12 protein-coding genes and 2 pseudogenes are annotated in these 15,536 nt (G+C 64.7%); 5 read left to right on the top strand and 9 right to left on the bottom strand.

The annotated features are described in order from the left end of the window. The first annotated feature begins 6 nt into the window (after positions 1-6). Positions 7-963, top strand: a complete 957-nt coding sequence (gene asd / locus CU110_RS05360; protein WP_240665484.1) for an archaetidylserine decarboxylase — start codon at positions 7-9, stop codon at positions 961-963. 139 nt (positions 964-1,102) lie between these two features. Here asd and CU110_RS17515 read toward each other — a convergent pair. Further along, positions 1,103-1,660: pseudogene (locus tag CU110_RS17515) on the bottom strand (amino acid--tRNA ligase-related protein); the annotation flags it as partial. Continuing rightward, the gene (gene efp, locus CU110_RS05350; protein WP_077374233.1) at positions 1,584-2,150 is read right to left on the bottom strand and encodes an elongation factor P; all 567 of its coding nucleotides are present in this window, start codon (positions 2,148-2,150) and stop codon (positions 1,584-1,586) included. The gene efp and the pseudogene CU110_RS17515, both read right to left, overlap by 77 nt. Positions 2,151-2,188: 38 nt before the next feature. Between efp and epmB the strand changes: the two genes are divergently transcribed. Both epmB and CU110_RS05340 read left to right on the top strand, forming a co-directional pair. Then, positions 2,189-3,271, top strand: a complete 1,083-nt coding sequence (gene epmB / locus CU110_RS05345) for an EF-P beta-lysylation protein EpmB (RefSeq protein ID WP_127734791.1) — start codon at positions 2,189-2,191, stop codon at positions 3,269-3,271. After that, positions 3,252-3,611 carry a 5-carboxymethyl-2-hydroxymuconate Delta-isomerase gene (locus CU110_RS05340; RefSeq protein WP_077374236.1) on the top strand — a complete coding sequence of 120 codons (360 nt, stop codon included), beginning with the start codon at positions 3,252-3,254 and terminating at the stop codon, positions 3,609-3,611. Before epmB ends, CU110_RS05340 begins: the two co-directional genes overlap by 20 nt. A 9-nt stretch (positions 3,612-3,620) precedes the next feature. Here CU110_RS05340 and CU110_RS05335 read toward each other — a convergent pair whose 3' ends face one another. The 6 genes and pseudogenes from CU110_RS05335 to pgi all read right to left on the bottom strand — a co-directional run bounded on the left by CU110_RS05335 (position 3,621) and on the right by pgi (position 11,908). Beyond that, entirely contained in the window at positions 3,621-3,869 is a 249-nt protein-coding gene (locus CU110_RS05335) for a TIGR02647 family protein (protein ID WP_077374239.1), read from the bottom strand. A gap of 76 nt (positions 3,870-3,945) precedes the next feature. Beyond that, complete coding sequence (serB, locus tag CU110_RS05330; RefSeq protein ID WP_084208209.1) at positions 3,946-5,157, bottom strand: phosphoserine phosphatase SerB; 1,212 nt, start codon at positions 5,155-5,157, stop codon at positions 3,946-3,948. 67 nt (positions 5,158-5,224) lie between these two features. Continuing rightward, on the bottom strand, positions 5,225-7,501 hold the full coding sequence (parC, locus tag CU110_RS05325) for a DNA topoisomerase IV subunit A (protein ID WP_084208208.1): 2,277 nt from the start codon (positions 7,499-7,501) through the stop codon (positions 5,225-5,227). A 126-nt stretch (positions 7,502-7,627) separates the two neighbouring features. Then, positions 7,628-9,508, bottom strand: a complete 1,881-nt coding sequence (gene parE, locus CU110_RS05320; protein ID WP_084208207.1) for a DNA topoisomerase IV subunit B — start codon at positions 9,506-9,508, stop codon at positions 7,628-7,630. A gap of 66 nt (positions 9,509-9,574) precedes the next feature. Continuing rightward, positions 9,575-10,192: pseudogene (locus tag CU110_RS16600) on the bottom strand (YqiA/YcfP family alpha/beta fold hydrolase); the annotation flags it as partial. Positions 10,193-10,204: 12 nt separating this feature from the next. After that, a complete protein-coding gene (gene pgi / locus CU110_RS05315; RefSeq protein ID WP_084208205.1) occupies positions 10,205-11,908 on the bottom strand; it encodes a glucose-6-phosphate isomerase in 1,704 nt (567 codons plus the stop codon). A gap of 204 nt (positions 11,909-12,112) precedes the next feature. Here pgi and cmoA point away from each other — a divergent pair, with 204 nt between their 5' ends. After that, on the top strand, positions 12,113-12,859 hold the full coding sequence (gene cmoA, locus CU110_RS05310) for a carboxy-S-adenosyl-L-methionine synthase CmoA (protein WP_084208204.1): 747 nt from the start codon (positions 12,113-12,115) through the stop codon (positions 12,857-12,859). Between the two features lie 31 nt (positions 12,860-12,890). After that, positions 12,891-13,919 carry a tRNA 5-methoxyuridine(34)/uridine 5-oxyacetic acid(34) synthase CmoB gene (gene cmoB, locus CU110_RS05305; protein WP_084208203.1) on the top strand — a complete coding sequence of 343 codons (1,029 nt, stop codon included), beginning with the start codon at positions 12,891-12,893 and terminating at the stop codon, positions 13,917-13,919. Between the two features lie 10 nt (positions 13,920-13,929). Here the strand turns inward: cmoB and CU110_RS05300 are convergent, their stop codons facing one another. Then, on the bottom strand, positions 13,930-15,513 hold the full coding sequence (locus tag CU110_RS05300; protein ID WP_240665483.1) for a sigma 54-interacting transcriptional regulator: 1,584 nt from the start codon (positions 15,511-15,513) through the stop codon (positions 13,930-13,932). Positions 15,514-15,536: the final 23 nt, after the last annotated feature.

The raw sequence follows: 15,536 nt of genomic DNA, 5'->3' as shown, positions 1-15,536 counted from the left end.
AACATCGTGGATCGTGCCAAGCTGTTCTCTCTGAGCCAATACCCGTTACCCCAGCACCTGATCTCACGCCTCATCGGGCGCATCGCCGCCTGCGAGAACCCGTGGGTCAAGAACACCTTCATCGAACGTTTCATCAAGGCCTACGACGTCAACATGAACGAGGCGCTCGAGGAGAATCCGCGCGCCTACGCCTGCTTCAACGACTTCTTCACCCGTGCCCTCAAGCAAGAGGCCCGCCCCATCGAGGAAGGACTCGTCTCGCCTGCCGATGGTGTGCTGTCGCAGTTCGGAGCCATCAGCCACGGCACCCTGGTGCAGGCCAAGGGTCAGGCCTTCTCGCTGACCCAGCTGCTGGGTGGCAGCGAGGAGCGTGCCGCCCCCTTCCGCAACGGCCGCTTCGCTACCGTCTATCTGTCACCGAAGGACTATCACCGCGTCCACATGCCCCTGGCGGGCCGCCTGGTGGAGATGGCCTACGTGCCGGGACGCCTGTTCTCGGTCAATGAAGCCACCGCCACGCATGTGCCGGGCCTCTTCGCCCGCAATGAGCGCCTGGTCTGCATCTTCGAGACCGAACACGGCCCGATGGCCATGGTGCTGGTCGGCGCGATGATCGTCGCGGCGATCAAGACCGTGTGGAGCGGCCAGGTCACGCCACTGTCCGGCGATGTCGAGACGACCCGCTTCGATCAACTCATCGAGCTGGCACGGGGCGCCGAGATGGGTCGCTTCCAGCTCGGCTCCACCGTGGTGATGTGCTTCCCGGACAGCGTCGAGTTCGATGACACCCTGATGCCGGGCCAGAAGGTCAGCATGGGGCAGTCACTCGGCATGCGGCCCCCAATGTCGGCTCGATCACCAGACTCATCAGCGCATCCAGGCAGGTCTCATGGGACCAGTCACTGGCATCGACAGCGCACTCACGCCCGCATGCCGCGCGTACCTCGTCCAGAGAGGCACTGAACGGGTCCAGTGACAGCACTCGCCGGAAGAGATCACGGTAGGCCGTGACGGCAGGACCAGCCCCTGAGGCGTCTGATGCATCAGAGGTGTCCAGCAGCGACGACTTGCCGGTCAGCCGCGCCCCGAGCGCCATCACGCGCTGGATCAGCTCACAGGTTTCCTCTCTCAGGCCCTCGAGACTCATGCCGGGGCGATACCATTCCAGCATGCAGAACTCGGGATTGTGGCGACGACTGACCTCACCATCGCGGAAGGCACGCGCGATCTGGAAGATCGGCCCGCTGCCGGCCGCCAGCAGACGCTTCATGTGGAATTCCGGCGAGGTCTGCAGCCACATCGGCACCCGTTCACGCTCACCGGGCAATTGCAACGACGATGACAACGAGGCCAGCCCCACGTCGGTCGAGCCGGCCTGCCCCAGCACCGGCGTCTCCACCTCCAGCACCTCACGCTCGGCGAAGAAGGCCCGCACCTCATTGATCAGTCGTGCGCGCTGCACGAGTCGCTCTCGCGTCGCAGTGGGCGCCCAGTCTTGCGGCAAGGGCAGGATTGACCGGCACAAACGATGATGCCCCGCACGAGGCGAGGCATCAGAGGGATCACGACGTGAGCGAAAAGGCTCAGGCGCGCGAGACGTACTCGGCGCTGCGCGTATCGACCTTGAGCACTTCGCCCTGGTTGATGAACAGCGGGACACGCACCACGGCACCGGAAGACAGCGTCGCCGGCTTGGAGCCACCGTTGGCGGTGTCACCCTTGAGGCCCGGATCCGTCTCGACGACTTCCAGCTCGATGAAGTTCGGCGGAGTCACCGCGATCGCGTTGTCATTCCACAGCGTGATGGTGTAGACGACCTGCTCTTTCAGCCACTTGATGTTGTCGCCCAGCGCCTTGCCATCGACGGCATACTGTTCGAAGGAGCCATCGGTACGCATGAAGTGCCACATTTCCCCGTCGGTGTAGAGGTATTCCATGTCGACTTCCATGACGTCGGCAGCTTCGATGCTCTCACCGGACTTGAACGTCCGCTCCCACACACGACCGGTCTTCAGGTTGCGCAGCTTGACGCGATTGAAGGCCTGCCCCTTGCCCGGCTTGACCAGCTCATTGTCAACGATGGCACAGGGGTCATTGTCCAGCATCACTTTCAGACCGGACTTGAATTCGTTGGTAGAATAATTGGCCATCTTGCTCGCTCTCGACTCGTTAACGGGTCTTGCCCGCCATGAATTCCAGATTGCCGCCTGACTGGCGTGCACAGCTGCGCGACGTCATTCGCTCTCCCGAGGCGCTGCTGGACCGCCTGGGACTGGATCACGAATGGCTTCCCGGCGCCAGCGACGGCCATGCCCTGTTCTCGATCCGCGTTCCCGAGGCCTATGCCAGCCGCATCCGCCCCGAAGACCCGAATGACCCGCTGCTGCGTCAGGTGCTGCCACTGGACAGCGAGACGGACGTGCTCGACGGCTATGTCACCGACCCGCTGGAAGAAGCGGAGCACACCCCGCTCCCGGGACTGATCCACAAGTACACCAACCGAGTGCTGCTGATGGCCAGCGGTGGCTGCGCGATCAATTGCCGCTATTGTTTCCGGCGCCATTTTCCCTATGAAGACCACCAGCCCAGCCGCGCGCAATGGCAGGACATTCTCGACTACCTGCGCGCCGATGAGCGCATCCACGAGGTCATCCTCTCGGGTGGCGACCCGCTCGTGTCTCCCGACAGGCGACTGGCCTGGCTGGTGGAATCATTGGGCGAGATACCGCATCTCAAGCGTTTGCGCATCCACACCCGCCTGCCGGTGGTGATACCGGATCGCGTCAATGCCGAGCTGCTGGACTGGCTGAAGGCGACGCGACTGCAGAAGGTGCTGGTCATCCACAGCAACCACGCCAACGAGCTGGACGCGGAGGTCGCCGCGGCCATGACACGCCTCAAGGCAGCCGGGGTCACCCTGCTCAACCAGAGCGTCATCCTGCGCGGCGTCAATGACTCGGTGGAAACGCAGACGGCCCTCGCCGAGCGACTGTTCGAGTGCGGGGTGCTGCCCTACTACCTGCATGCCTTCGACCCCGTCCAGGGCGCCGCCCACTTCGCGGTCAGCGATGAAGACGCCTGCGCCCTGATGGAGGCACTGCTGGAGCATCTGCCCGGCTTCCTGATGCCACGTCTGGTGCGCGAGATCCCCGGGCGCCGCTCCAAGACGCCCCTGTTCGCTAGAATCGCTGGCCATCATCACCATCGGCACACGCCCCAAGAGGCGTGGCCACGCTCAAGGAGCCCATCACATGCCTCATCTCGTCATTGATTATGCCGACAGTCTGGCCCCCAGCCTCGACATGGACGCGATCATGGATGACCTGCATGCCGCCGCCATGCAAAGCGGCCTGTTCAAGGAAAGCGACATCAAGGTGCGCGCGGAAAGCTGGCGTCACTGGCGCCTGGCGGGCAATCAGGCACCACTGGCGCACAAGCATGGCTTCGTCAACCTTCACTGCCATCAGCTGGAAGGCCGAAGCGATGACGACAAGTCGCGTCTGGCGGACATCCTGATGGAAGCCCTCAAGCCGCACTGCGAGGCCGCTCGCGAGGTCAGCGTGGAGATCGTCGAGATCACGCGCGCGACCTACCGCAAGCACAAGGCCTGACCCCTCAGGTCAGGTCCCTGTCATGGCCTGGGGAACGTGCAGCAGATCGTTCAGACGATGGGCATGCTCGGCAGCCTCACGACCCACGGAGGTCAGATAGCCACCATCGGGCAGCGTGGTCAGGCCCTTGGCGTGCAGACGTTCTGCCGCAGCGACCATGTCAGGACTGGCATCGTGGCGAATCTTCAAGCCCTTGAGGGCGGCGTCATGCGGGAACAGACACAGCAGGTGCAGTTCATCGTCATAGGGTGACGGCATGGGCAAACTCCTGACGGCGTGGCGAATGGCGTTTTGGTAGGGCGACAACAGACAGACTCCGAGTCGTCGGCGTCTGTCAGTGCTTGAGGTCCTGCTGGCGGTAGCCCATCAGATAGAGCACGGCATCAAGCCCCAGCGTCGAGATCGACTGACGCGCCTGTTCACGTACCAGCGGCTTGGCGCGGAAGGCGATGCCCAGCCCTGCTTCAGCAAGCATCTTGAGGTCGTTGGCACCATCCCCGACGGCGATGGTCTGCTCCATGCGCAGGCCGTAACGCTCGGCGATCTCGCGCAGCAGCAGCGCCTTGCGCTCGGCATCGACGATCGGTTCACGCACCTCACCGGTCACCTTGCCATCGACGATCACCAGCTCGTTGGCGTGGATCTCATCGAAGCCCAGCAGCTGCTGGAGGTGACGCGCGAAGTAGGTGAAGCCACCGGAGAGAATCGCGGTGCGATAGCCCAGCGCCTTGAGATTGGCCATCAGACGCTCGACCCCATCCATCAGCGGCAGGTTGGCGGCGATCTCCGCCAGCACCGACTCGTCCAGCCCCTTGAGCTTGCTCATGCGCTCACGGAAGCTTTCCTGGAAGTCCAGCTCACCGCGCATGGCACGCTCGGTGACTTGCGAGACTTCCTCGCCGACCCCATGACGACGCGCCAGCTCATCGATCACCTCGGTCTTGATCAGGGTCGAATCCATGTCGAAGCAGATCAGGCGGCGATGACGACGCCAGATATCGTCTTCCTGGATCGCGATATCGACACCATGCAGCGCGCCCAGCGCCAGCGCCTTCTCGCGCAGCGCATTGATGTCGGTCTCGTGCTCCGGCAGGCGCAGCCAGCACTCGACACAGGCGCCTTCGGCCGGTGACTCGCCATCCAGCGGTTCACGCCCCGACAGGCGATGCATCAGCTCGACGGTGATACCGAATTCCGCCGTCAGGCCGCCGACCTCGGCGAGAATGCCCGCCGGCAGTCGCGGTGCCAGCAGCGTCAGAATCCAGCGCGGGCGCTCCAGCTGATGGCTCCAGCGTGCATATTCCTCGGCGCCGACCTGCACGGCCTGCACATCCAGTCCCAGCTGTTCCCCGGCAGCACTCAGCGCCGCTTCCAGTTCGGACTGCGCCTCCAGTGCCACCAGCGCTTCCAGCGACACAAGCCCGAAGGTCACGCTCTGATTGATATCCAGCAGACGTGCGCCACTGCGGGCCAGCGCCTGACCGAGCCCTGCCAGCTGTCCCGGACGAGCCGCACCGGTGGCGCGGATCAAGATACGTTGTGTCATCGGAAAATCGTTCCTGAGCAATGAATCATCAAGAGGTTACCTCCAGGGCAGCTCGCCACTGGCATCATCAACTGTCTACGGCCAGACGATCGACCTTCTGGAAGCCCTTGGGCAACTTGCTGCCGCGTCGGCCACGCTCGCCACGATAGTAGTCAAGATCCGCCCCCTTGAGCAGCGTCTTGCGCTTGCCGGCGTGCACCACCAGCGTGGCCCCGGCAGGCACGACCACCAGCGAGCGCACGAATTCCTCACGATTGGCGGCGCGTTCGCCCGGAATCGACAGCATCTTGTTGCCCTTGCCCTTGGACATTTCCGGCAACTCGACGAGCGGGAAGACCAGCAGACGCCCTTCGTTGGACACCACCGCCACTTCCAGCGGCGCGGCATCCCCCTGCGCCGTCTCAGGCACCTCGGGGATCGCCACCGGCGGCAGTACCGCACAGCCGCGCGGCAAGGTCAGCGCGGCCTTGCCGGACTTGTTCTTGCCGGTCAGCTGCTCGAGCGTGGTCACGAAGCCATAGCCACCATCGGAGGCCAGCAGATAGCGCGCCGAGGGCGCGTCGAGCAGCAGCCCGACCATCGAAGCCCCCGCCGCCGGATTCATGCGCCCGGTGATCGGCTCGCCCTGCCCGCGCGCACTGGGCAGATTGTGCGCGGCCAGGGTGTAGGCGCGCCCGGTGTCATCCAGCAGCACCAGCGGCTGATTGGTCTTGCCGCGCGCCGCCAGATGGAAGCGGTCGCCGGCCTTGTAGGACAGGCCTTCGGGGTCGATATCATGTCCCTTGGCGGCGCGGATCCAGCCCTTCTCGGACAGCGCGACGGTGATCGGGTCGGCGCCCATCAGCTCGACTTCCGACAGCGCCTTGGCCTCGCCGCGTTCAACCAGCGGCGAGCGACGTGCATCGCCGAAGTCAGTGGCAGCCTGCTCAAGCTCACTGTCGATCAGATCGGTCAGGGCCTCGTCATTGCCCAGCAGATGCTTGAGGTGCTTGCGCTCGCGCTTGAGCTCGTCCTGCTCGCCCCGCAGCTTCATCTCTTCGAGGCGTGCCAGGTGACGCAGACGCAGCTCGAGGATCGCCTCGGCCTGACGCTCGGAGAGCTGGAAGGTCTCGATCAGGCTGGCCTTGGGATCTTCCTCCTCGCGGATGATGCGAATCACCTCGTCGAGATTCAGATAAGCCGTCAGCAGACCCTCGAGGATATGCAGACGGTCCTCGACCTTGGCCAGACGATGCTCGAGGCGACGACGCACGGTGGCGCGACGATAGCGCAGCCACTCGGCGAGCATCTCGTGCAGTGCCATCACGCGCGGGCGACCCTTGAGATCGATGACGTTCATGTTGACGCGCGCGTTCTTCTCGAGATCCGTGGTGGCGAACAGGTGCGCCATCAGGCCTTCGATATCGACCCGATTGGAGCGCGGCTGAATCAGCAGGCGCGTCGGGTTCTCGTGGTCGGACTCATCGCGCAGGTCCGCGACCATCGGCAGCTTCTTGGCCTGCATCTGGGCGGCGATCTGCTCGATCACCTTGGCGCCGGAGACCTGATACGGCAGCGCCGTGATCACGATATCGCCTTCTTCCAGCACATAGCGGGCGCGCATCTTCACGCTGCCACGACCGGTGCGATAGAGCTTGGCGAGGTCGGTGCGCGGCGTGATGATCTCCGCCTCGGTGGGGAAATCCGGTGCCGGCAGGAAGTCCATCAGCTGATCGCTGTCGGAGTCCGGGTTGCGCAGCAGGTGGCGTGTGGCGGCCACGACTTCATGCACGTTGTGTGGCGGAATGTCGGTCGCCATGCCCACCGCGATGCCGGTGGTGCCGTTGAGCAGCACATTGGGCAGACGCGCCGGCAGCACCTTGGGCTCGTTCATGGTGCCATCGAAGTTGGGCACCCAGTCGACGGTGCCCTGGGAGAGCTCGGACAGCAGCACCTCGGAATATTTCGACAGACGCGATTCGGTGTAACGCATGGCCGCGAAGGACTTGGGGTCATCCTGGCTACCCCAGTTGCCCTGTCCATCCACCAGCGGATAGCGATAGCTGAACGGCTGCGCCATCAGCACCATGGCCTCGTAACAGGCGCTGTCACCATGCGGGTGGAACTTGCCCAGCACATCGCCGACGGTACGCGCCGACTTCTTGTACTTGGCGTTGGCCGTCAGGGACAGCTCGCGCATGGCGTAGACGATGCGGCGCTGTACCGGCTTCATGCCATCACCGACATGCGGCAGGGCGCGGTCGAGAATCACGTACATCGAGTAGTCGAGGTACGCCTTTTCGGTGTAGTCACGCAGGGCCAGACGTTCGACGTCACCCTCCGCGACCTGGATATCCATGCTCATGGGCACTTGACCTTGATTACGAGCGTAAAACCGGGGAGCGCCTGACTGTGGCGCTCCCGAAAGAATGCTGTCGCGCAGCTTGTCTGGCTTTCGAAGTTCAGCTGGCTCTCGAAGCTCCACCGATGATCAGACCTCGATGTCAGCCATGTTGCCGTAGTCCTCGAGCCAGCTCTTGCGATCACTGGCGCGCTTCTTGGCCAGCAGCATGTCGAGCATCTCGTGGGTGCCGTCATCCGCGCTGCGTGTCAGCTGCACCAGGCGGCGAGTGTCCGGTGCCATGGTGGTCTCGCGCAGCTGCAGCGGGTTCATCTCACCCAGCCCCTTGAAGCGCTGCACGTTGGGCGTGCCACGCTTGCTCTCGAGCTGCTTGAGGATGTGCGCCTTCTCGCTCTCGTCCAGGGCGTAATGGACTTCCTTGCCCAGGTCGATGCGATACAGCGGCGGCATGGCGACGAAGACGCGCCCGGCATCCACCAGCGCCGGGAAGTGCCGCACGAACAGCGCGCACAGCAGCGTGGCGATGTGCAGGCCATCGGAGTCGGCATCCGCCAGGATGCAGACCTTGTGGTAGCGCAGCTTGGTGAGATCATCCGAGCCCGGGTCCAGCCCGATGGCGACCGCGATGTCGTGGACTTCCTGGGAGGAGTAGATGTCATGCGACTCGACTTCCCAGGTATTGAGGATCTTGCCGCGCAGCGGCAGGATCGCCTGGGTCTCGCGGTTGCGACCCTGCTTGGCGCTGCCGCCAGCCGAGTCACCCTCGACCAGAAACAGCTCACTGTCGGCAGGGTCGGAGCTTGAACAATCCGAGAGCTTGCCCGGTAGCGCAGGCCCGGAAGTCACCTTCTTGCGCGCGACCTTCTTGGCGCTCTTCAGACGGCGCTGGGCCGCCGAGATCACCAGTTCCGCCAGCGCTTCGGCCTGGTCGACATGATGATTGAGCCACAGCGAGAAGGCGTCCTTGACCACCCCGGAGACGAAGGCCGCGACGCTGCGCGAGGACAGCCGCTCCTTGGTCTGACCGGCGAACTGTGGATCGAGCATCTTCACCGACAGCACGAAGGCGGCGCGCTCCCACAGGTCATCCGCACTCAGCTTGACGCCACGCGGCAGCAGACTGCGGTAGTCGCAGAATTCCTTGAGCGCCTCGAGCAGGCCGGAACGCAGGCCATTGACGTGGGTGCCGCCCAGCGGCGTGGGGATCAGATTGACGTAGGGCTCCTGCACCAGCTCGCCGCCTTCCGGCAGCCACTGGATGGCCCAGTCGACGCCATGCTCCTCATCCTCGAGATGACCGACGAACGGCGATTCCGGCAGTCGCTCGAAACCATCGGTGGCGCCGAGCAGATAGTCGCGCAGGCCATCCTCGTAATGCCAGGCCGTCTCGCTGCCGTCCGTCTCGGTCAGCACGACCTTGAGCCCCGGGCACAATACCGCCTTGGCGCGCAGCAGGTGACGCAGGCGTGCCATCGCCAGACGCGGACTGTCGAAGTAGCTCTCGTCCGGCCAGAAACGCACCAGAGTGCCGGTATTGCGCTTGCCGACGGTACCGATCTGACTCAGCTCCTCGACCTTCTCGCCATTCTCGAAGGCAATGCGCTGACGCAGACCCTCACGGCAGACCTCCACCTCAAGGCGCGTCGACAGGGCGTTGACCACCGAGACACCCACGCCATGCAGGCCGCCCGAGAAGCGATAGCTGTCCTGGGAGAACTTGCCCCCCGCGTGCAGCTTGGTGAGGATCAGCTCGATCCCGGTCACACCATGCTCGGGGTGGATGTCAGTGGGCATGCCACGACCATCATCCGCCACCTCGATACCGCCGTCTTCCAGCAGCTTCACGCGCACTTCCTTCGCGTGACCCGCCAGCGCCTCATCGACGGAGTTGTCGATGACTTCCTGGACCAGGTGGTTAGGCCGAGTGGTATCGGTATACATGCCGGGCCGCTTGCGGACCGGTTCGAGGCCGGAGAGAACCTCGATGGAACTGGCGCTGTACTGACTCATCGCAGCCTTGTGTCCTTGGTGTTGACGTCCGGGGGCCAGACGATGGCCGGCATGCGCCATGATGGCAGGCAGGTACTCCGCCAGTCTGGCAAATCCATGATCCCCTCCCGGCGTGAGGATCAGCCGGCAATCCTGATAGAGGCTTGCGGCATCGTTGACGTCCAATGTCTCGTCCGCCGTGGCAAGCAGCACGAGGGTGCGCTGCGGCGTGACGGGGATCGCTTCCAGTGCGGCCAGCGCCGGACCGAATGCTTCGGTGACGGTGAAGGACTCGCCGGTATAGGGGTTGGCGTGGGTCGACCCCAGCCATGCCGTGACGAGCCTGACCGGGCGCACGGCTGGGTTGATCAATACCGTGCGCGGCCCCTGACGCCATACGCTCTGCTCGCAGCCCTGGGGTCCATCGAGTCGCGCAGCCTCACGCGCGGCAAGCCAGGTGCTCAGAAAGCCACCCATGGAGCTGCCGATCACCACGATGGCGTCGTCACAGGCAGGGTCAGCCGGGTCGAGATCCAACTGCGCGCAGAGCGCCTGGTAGGCCTCCTCCACCACCGCCTGCCCGGCAGCGGGCTGCGGTGGGATGTCAGGCGCGACGCAGGGCAGACCGAATTCGGCGGCCGCACGCTTCATCAACTGCGCCTTGGGCGAGCAACTGGCCGAGTTGAAACCATGCAGGTACAACACGCCCCTGACCGGTCAGCGCGGGTCCTGCCCCTGGGCGGCCCACACGGACTCGATCAAGGCACGACTGGAAGCGTCCAGCTGCTCGAAGCCTTCTCCCGTGGTCATGGTCGCTTCCGTCGCGGTGGCGATCTGCTTGCCCAGCTCCACGCCCCACTGATCGAACGGATTGATGTCCCAGATGGTGGCCTGGACGAAGACCTTCTGCTCGTAAAGCGCGATCAGGGCCCCCAGGGTTTCCGGCGTCAGCGCTTCCAGCAGCAGGGTGGTCGAGGGCTGATTGCCACGATAACGCTTGTGATTCGGCTGGGCCTCGTCACCCGGTATCGCGTCATCGCCCAGCATCAGCACGCGCGACTGGGCAAAGCAGTTGGCCAGTGTCAGACGGTGCTGCGCCTTGAGGTGGGCACGGGTCTCGGCGTCCTCGACATGGTCATAGCGACGCATCGGCGCGATGAAGTCACATTCCACTGCCTGGGTACCCTGATGCAGCAGCTGATAGAAGGCATGCTGGGCGTTCGGGCCCAGCTGGCCCCACAGCACCGGGCAGGTGGAGTAATCGACCATCTCGCCATCGTTGGTGACCGACTTGCCGTTGGATTCCATTTCCAGCTGCTCGAGGTAGCTGGCGAAGTATTCCAGGCGGCCGTCGTAGGGCAGGATGGAGTGGGCGCGAATATCGAGGAAGTTGTTGTTCCAGATACCCGCCAGCGCCAGCAATACCGGCAGATTGTCTTCCAGCGGTGCGGTGCGGAAATGCTCATCCAGCTCATGCGCCCCCGCCAGCAGGCGACGGAAGTTGTCCATGCCGACATTGAGCGCGATGGGCAGTCCGATGGTGCCCCACAGCGAGTAGCGCCCGCCGACCCAGTCCCAGAACAGCAGCTGATGTTCCGGTGCGATACCCCACTCGCTCATCTTCTCCGGCTTGGCGGATGCGCCGATGAAGTGCTGACGATTGATCAGTCCTTCCAGACGGCCTTGCGGGTCAAGGCGCGACTTCAGCCAGTCACGCGCGGTGCGCGCATTGGAGAGCGTGTCGATGGTGGAGAATGACTTGGACGACAGGATGAACAAGGTGGTTTCCGGACTGAAGGACTGCAGGTAGTCCGCCAGCTGTGAGCCATCCATGGTCGAGGCGAAGTGCACGCCGACCTCATGGACGCCCTTGGGACGGCAATCGCTCAGCGCGCTCGAGACCATCAGCGGCCCCAGGTCCGAGCCACCGACCCCCAGATTGACCACATCGGTGATCGGCTTGCCGGTGGCACCACGCCACTGCCCGCTATGGAAGGTCTCGACCATCTCGGCGAGCCGCTCGAGGCTCTCGTGGATGGCAGGTACCACATCCTCGCCATCCACCTCGAGACTTGCCGAGCGTGGCAGACGCAGGGCCGCGTGCAGGGCCGGGCGATCTTCCGAGCGATTGACGTGCTCACCGGCCAGCAGACGCTTGATGCCCTGCTCGACACCGGTTTCCCGCGCCAGCTCCAGCAGCAGCTCCAGGGTCTCCTGCTTGAGACGCTGCTTGGAGAGATCCAGGCGCAGGCCCGCGGCAGAACGGGTGAAGGTCGTCACTCGATCGCGCCCTTGCGCCGCATCCTCGGCGAACAGGTCCTTCAGGTGCACATCGGCCATCTGCTCCTGATGATGACGCGCGAGGGCCTGCCAGGCCTGACTGTTACGGCGGGCAGAACGTGCAGACGATGGAGTGGACATGGCCACCTCTCTCCTTGAAGTGTCGCGACCGGCCCTGCGTGGCCCGGTCAGAAATCGGTTGATGGAAGCATCATCGGCAAGCCGCGGCGGGTGCGTCAGGCACCTCGAATGCGTAGAATGGCGGGCCCAGCAGGGCACTCAGCCCAGCCGCTCCCCGGCCAATGGCATGTCGCCCAGGCCCTCTGCCCGATGAAGCCTTGATCCATGAGTGATGCATCTTACCGTGACGCGATATTTACGACACCCCTTGACCGTGTTGCCAGCTTCTCCTTCGACGAACAGGTCGTCAGCTGCTTCCCGGACATGCTGCGCCGTTCGGTGCCGGGGTACGGTCAGATCATCGCCATGCTGGGGCTGATGGCCCGCGCTCACCTGCGCCCTGGCGCACGCGTCTATGATCTGGGCTGCTCGCTGGGGGCTGCCAGCATGGCACTGGCACGTGAGATGGCGGCCCAGGACATCGAGATCGAAGCCGTCGATCTGTCCCGGCCGATGGTCGAGCGCGCCAGCCGCGAGCTCGCCGACGCCTTCCCGGACCATCGCATCAACGTCAGTGAAGCCGATATCCGCACCCTGGAGTACCAGCCTGCCGGCATGATCGTGGTCAACTTCACCCTGCAGTTTCTGCCGCCGCAGGACCGCGACGCCGTGATCGACAAGCTGTTTGCGGCGCTGGAGCCCGGCGGCGTGTTGATCCTGTCCGAGAAGATCATCAGCGACGACCCGGTCGAGAACGCCTGGTTGATCGAGCGCTATCATGACTTCAAGCGCGCCAACGGCTACTCCGACCTCGAGATCTCGCAGAAACGCGAAGCGCTGGAGGACGTGATGAAGCCCGACAGTCTCGCCACTCACCATACGCGCCTGGCACGCGCCGGCTTCGCGCGCAGCCACACCTGGCTGCAATACCTGAACTTTGCCTCGATGGTCGCTTTCAAAGCCGCCGAATGACCGCTACGCCTGCACGGACCCGACCCAGCGCATGAGCATCTCCCCCTACGATCGTGATCTTTACCGCGCCTTCACCGAGCTTGCCTGTGAGCCAGGCGCCGTCGGTGACGGCTTCGCCCGCTGGCTGGGCGCCCTGCCCGAGCAACTGGCCAAGGGTCTGGACCGCAAGCGCCATGCTGACCTCAAGGCCTGGCATGGGGCACTGGAGAAGCTGCCGACGCTACCTGACGAGCGCGAGGTGCAGCTGGATGCCGACCGTGTCGGTGCATGCTTTCCGACTGGCCTGAGCACTGGGCAGCAACGCCAGAGCGAGAATCTGCTGCGCGCCATGATGCCGTGGCGCAAGGGCCCCTATCAGCTCGACGAGATCTATATCGATACCGAATGGCGCTCCGACTGGAAGTGGCAGCGCCTCGCGCCGCATCTGTCGGATCTCACTCACCGTCGCGTGCTGGATGTCGGGGGCGGCAATGGTTACCACGGCTGGCGCATGGTCGGCGCTGGTGCCGCCTTCACGCTGGTGATCGACCCTTCCCCGCGCTTCTACTGCCAGTTCCATGCCGTGCGTCACTTCATCGGCGCGGATCACCCCCAGGGGCGCAACCTGCACTTCCTGCCGGTGGGCATCGAGGACGTCCCCGCGAAGATGGCCGCCTTCGACACCGTGTTCTCGATGGGGGTGCTCTATCATCGCCCCTCGCCGATGGACCACCTCTTCCAGCTGCGCGATGCCCTGCGCCCCGGCGGCGAACTGGTGCTGGAAACCCTGGTGGTGGAAGGTGACGTGACGACGGTACTGATGCCCGGCGAGCGCTACGCCGCGATGCCCAACGTCTACTTCCTGCCGTCCTCCCGGGCGCTGGCCCACTGGTGTGAGCGCGCCGGTTTCAAGGACGTGCGCATCGTCGATGAAGCGGTGACCACGCTGGATGAGCAACGCTCGACCGACTGGATGACCTATCACTCGCTGAGTGACTTCCTCGACCCTGACGACCCACGCCTGACCCGTGAAGGCCATCCGGCACCACAGCGTGCGGTGCTGATCGCCACGCGCGCCTGATCTGCTCGTGTCATACGATGCCCAACCGCCGGGCCTGTCGATACAGATTGCCGCGATCGACCTTGAGCCTGCGCGCGGCCTCTGCCCAGTTGCGATCACTCGCCAGCCAGACCCGCGAGATGTGCTCGCGCTGAAACGCCTCGGTGGCATCACGCAGCCCCAGCGCTTCATCGATGTCCTGCAGGACATGACGCTGCGCCGGGTTCGCTCTCCCCGCCTGAATCGTGCCATGCCCCTCCTGTGCGGCGTGGAGGGCAATGCCACCGGCCTGCTCGTGCGCCACCTCGGCACTCGTCTCCAGCCCCAGCAGCTCCGGCGTGATCACCACCAGCTGACGCCCATCGGCGCGCAGGCGCGTCGGATGAGCCCCCTGCGCCAGCCGCGCATGCAGGGCGGCGCGACTCAGACAGTGCTCCAGCTCACGCACGTTGCCGGGCCACGGGTAGTCACACAGCAGACGCTCCGCCGCCGGCGTCAGGCGCAGATTGCCAAGCCCGAGGCGCGTGCGGTTGTGCTCGAGAAAGGTTCCCGCCAGCGCCAGCAGATCCGCTCGTCCGCGCTCACGCAGCGGCGGCACCCTGAGCGGATAGACGCTCAGCCGGTGGTAGAGATCTTCGCGGAAATGCCCGGCGGCGACTTCGGCCTCGAGGTCACGATTGGTCGCCGCGATGACGCGCACATCGACCCTGACCACGCGATCGCTGCCCAGCGGCTGCAATTCACCTTCCTGCAGCACCCGCAGCAGCTTGGGCTGCAACGCCAGCGGCAGCTCACCGATCTCATCCAGCAGCAGGGTGCCGCCATCGGCCATCACGAAATGGCCACGATGATCATGGGACGCGCCGGAGAAGGCCCCTCGCCGATGCCCGAACAGCGCACTCTCGACCAGTTCCGGTGCCAGCGCGGCACAGTTGATGCGCACCAGAGGCCGACTGGCGCGACGCGACGCATCGTGCAACCGCTGGACCACGCCCTCCTTGCCCACCCCGGTCTCGCCCGTCACCAGCACCGTCATGTCGGTATCGGCTACCGCTTCCAACTGTGCCTCCAGTCTCGCCATCGCTGGCCCGCGCTGCGGACAGGTCCTCTGGGCCTGCGGTGTCATGCCCGGCGCAAGCGCTTCCAGCGGGGCCAGCACACCAGGTGTCAGCGCATCGAAGGTCATCACGCCCAGCAACCTGTCCCCTTCGCGCAGCGCGATACCCGCACAGTCGTGCACCAGCAGATCCGGCCCATGCACTTCCCCCAGCAGGCCATCGAAGGGGTCCGGCAGGTCACTGTCCACCGCGAAGCGATAGACACCGGTGTGCTCGGCAATCGCCTTGAGCCGCGGATGCTCTGACAACGCAAAGCGCCGACCGCGCACCTCGGCAGGTAGCCCATGCGTGGCCAGCGGCAGCAACTCGTCACGCTCCGGCAGATAGCGCATCAGCGTCGCGGCCTCACCGGGCAGACGCTGCATGATCGCGGCCAGCAGACGGGTCCATGGCAAGGCACGCCGCTTGCCGCCCTCCTCTTCCATCAACCAGGCAGCAAGCCAGGCGTTCAGGGCGGCAAGGGGCGTATCATTGCGTGGCAAGGGAGTCTCGGGCATGCGGGATTCCTGACGGAGGTACC

The organism is Cobetia sp. ICG0124, from assembly GCF_004006355.1.
Taxonomy (GTDB): domain Bacteria; phylum Pseudomonadota; class Gammaproteobacteria; order Pseudomonadales; family Halomonadaceae; genus Cobetia; species Cobetia marina.
Note: the sequence above shows the minus strand (reverse complement) of the source record. Positions and strands in the feature narration are given on the sequence as shown.

What these genes read in the sequence shown, in the direction of transcription:
- efp (WP_077374233.1), bottom strand. Translation starts at nt 2,150, where the DNA reads ATGGCCAATTATTCTACCAACGAATTCAAGTCCGGTCTGAAAGTGATG.
- epmB (WP_127734791.1), top strand. Translation starts at nt 2,189, where the DNA reads ATGAATTCCAGATTGCCGCCTGACTGGCGTGCACAGCTGCGCGACGTC.
- CU110_RS05340 (WP_077374236.1), top strand. Translation starts at nt 3,252, where the DNA reads ATGCCTCATCTCGTCATTGATTATGCCGACAGTCTGGCCCCCAGCCTC.
- CU110_RS05335 (WP_077374239.1), bottom strand. Translation starts at nt 3,869, where the DNA reads ATGCCGTCACCCTATGACGATGAACTGCACCTGCTGTGTCTGTTCCCG.
- serB (WP_084208209.1), bottom strand. Translation starts at nt 5,157, where the DNA reads ATGACACAACGTATCTTGATCCGCGCCACCGGTGCGGCTCGTCCGGGA.
- parC (WP_084208208.1), bottom strand. Translation starts at nt 7,501, where the DNA reads ATGAGCATGGATATCCAGGTCGCGGAGGGTGACGTCGAACGTCTGGCC.
- parE (WP_084208207.1), bottom strand. Translation starts at nt 9,508, where the DNA reads ATGAGTCAGTACAGCGCCAGTTCCATCGAGGTTCTCTCCGGCCTCGAA.
- pgi (WP_084208205.1), bottom strand. Translation starts at nt 11,908, where the DNA reads ATGTCCACTCCATCGTCTGCACGTTCTGCCCGCCGTAACAGTCAGGCC.
- cmoA (WP_084208204.1), top strand. Translation starts at nt 12,113, where the DNA reads ATGAGTGATGCATCTTACCGTGACGCGATATTTACGACACCCCTTGAC.
- cmoB (WP_084208203.1), top strand. Translation starts at nt 12,891, where the DNA reads ATGAGCATCTCCCCCTACGATCGTGATCTTTACCGCGCCTTCACCGAG.
- CU110_RS05300 (WP_240665483.1), bottom strand. Translation starts at nt 15,513, where the DNA reads ATGCCCGAGACTCCCTTGCCACGCAATGATACGCCCCTTGCCGCCCTG.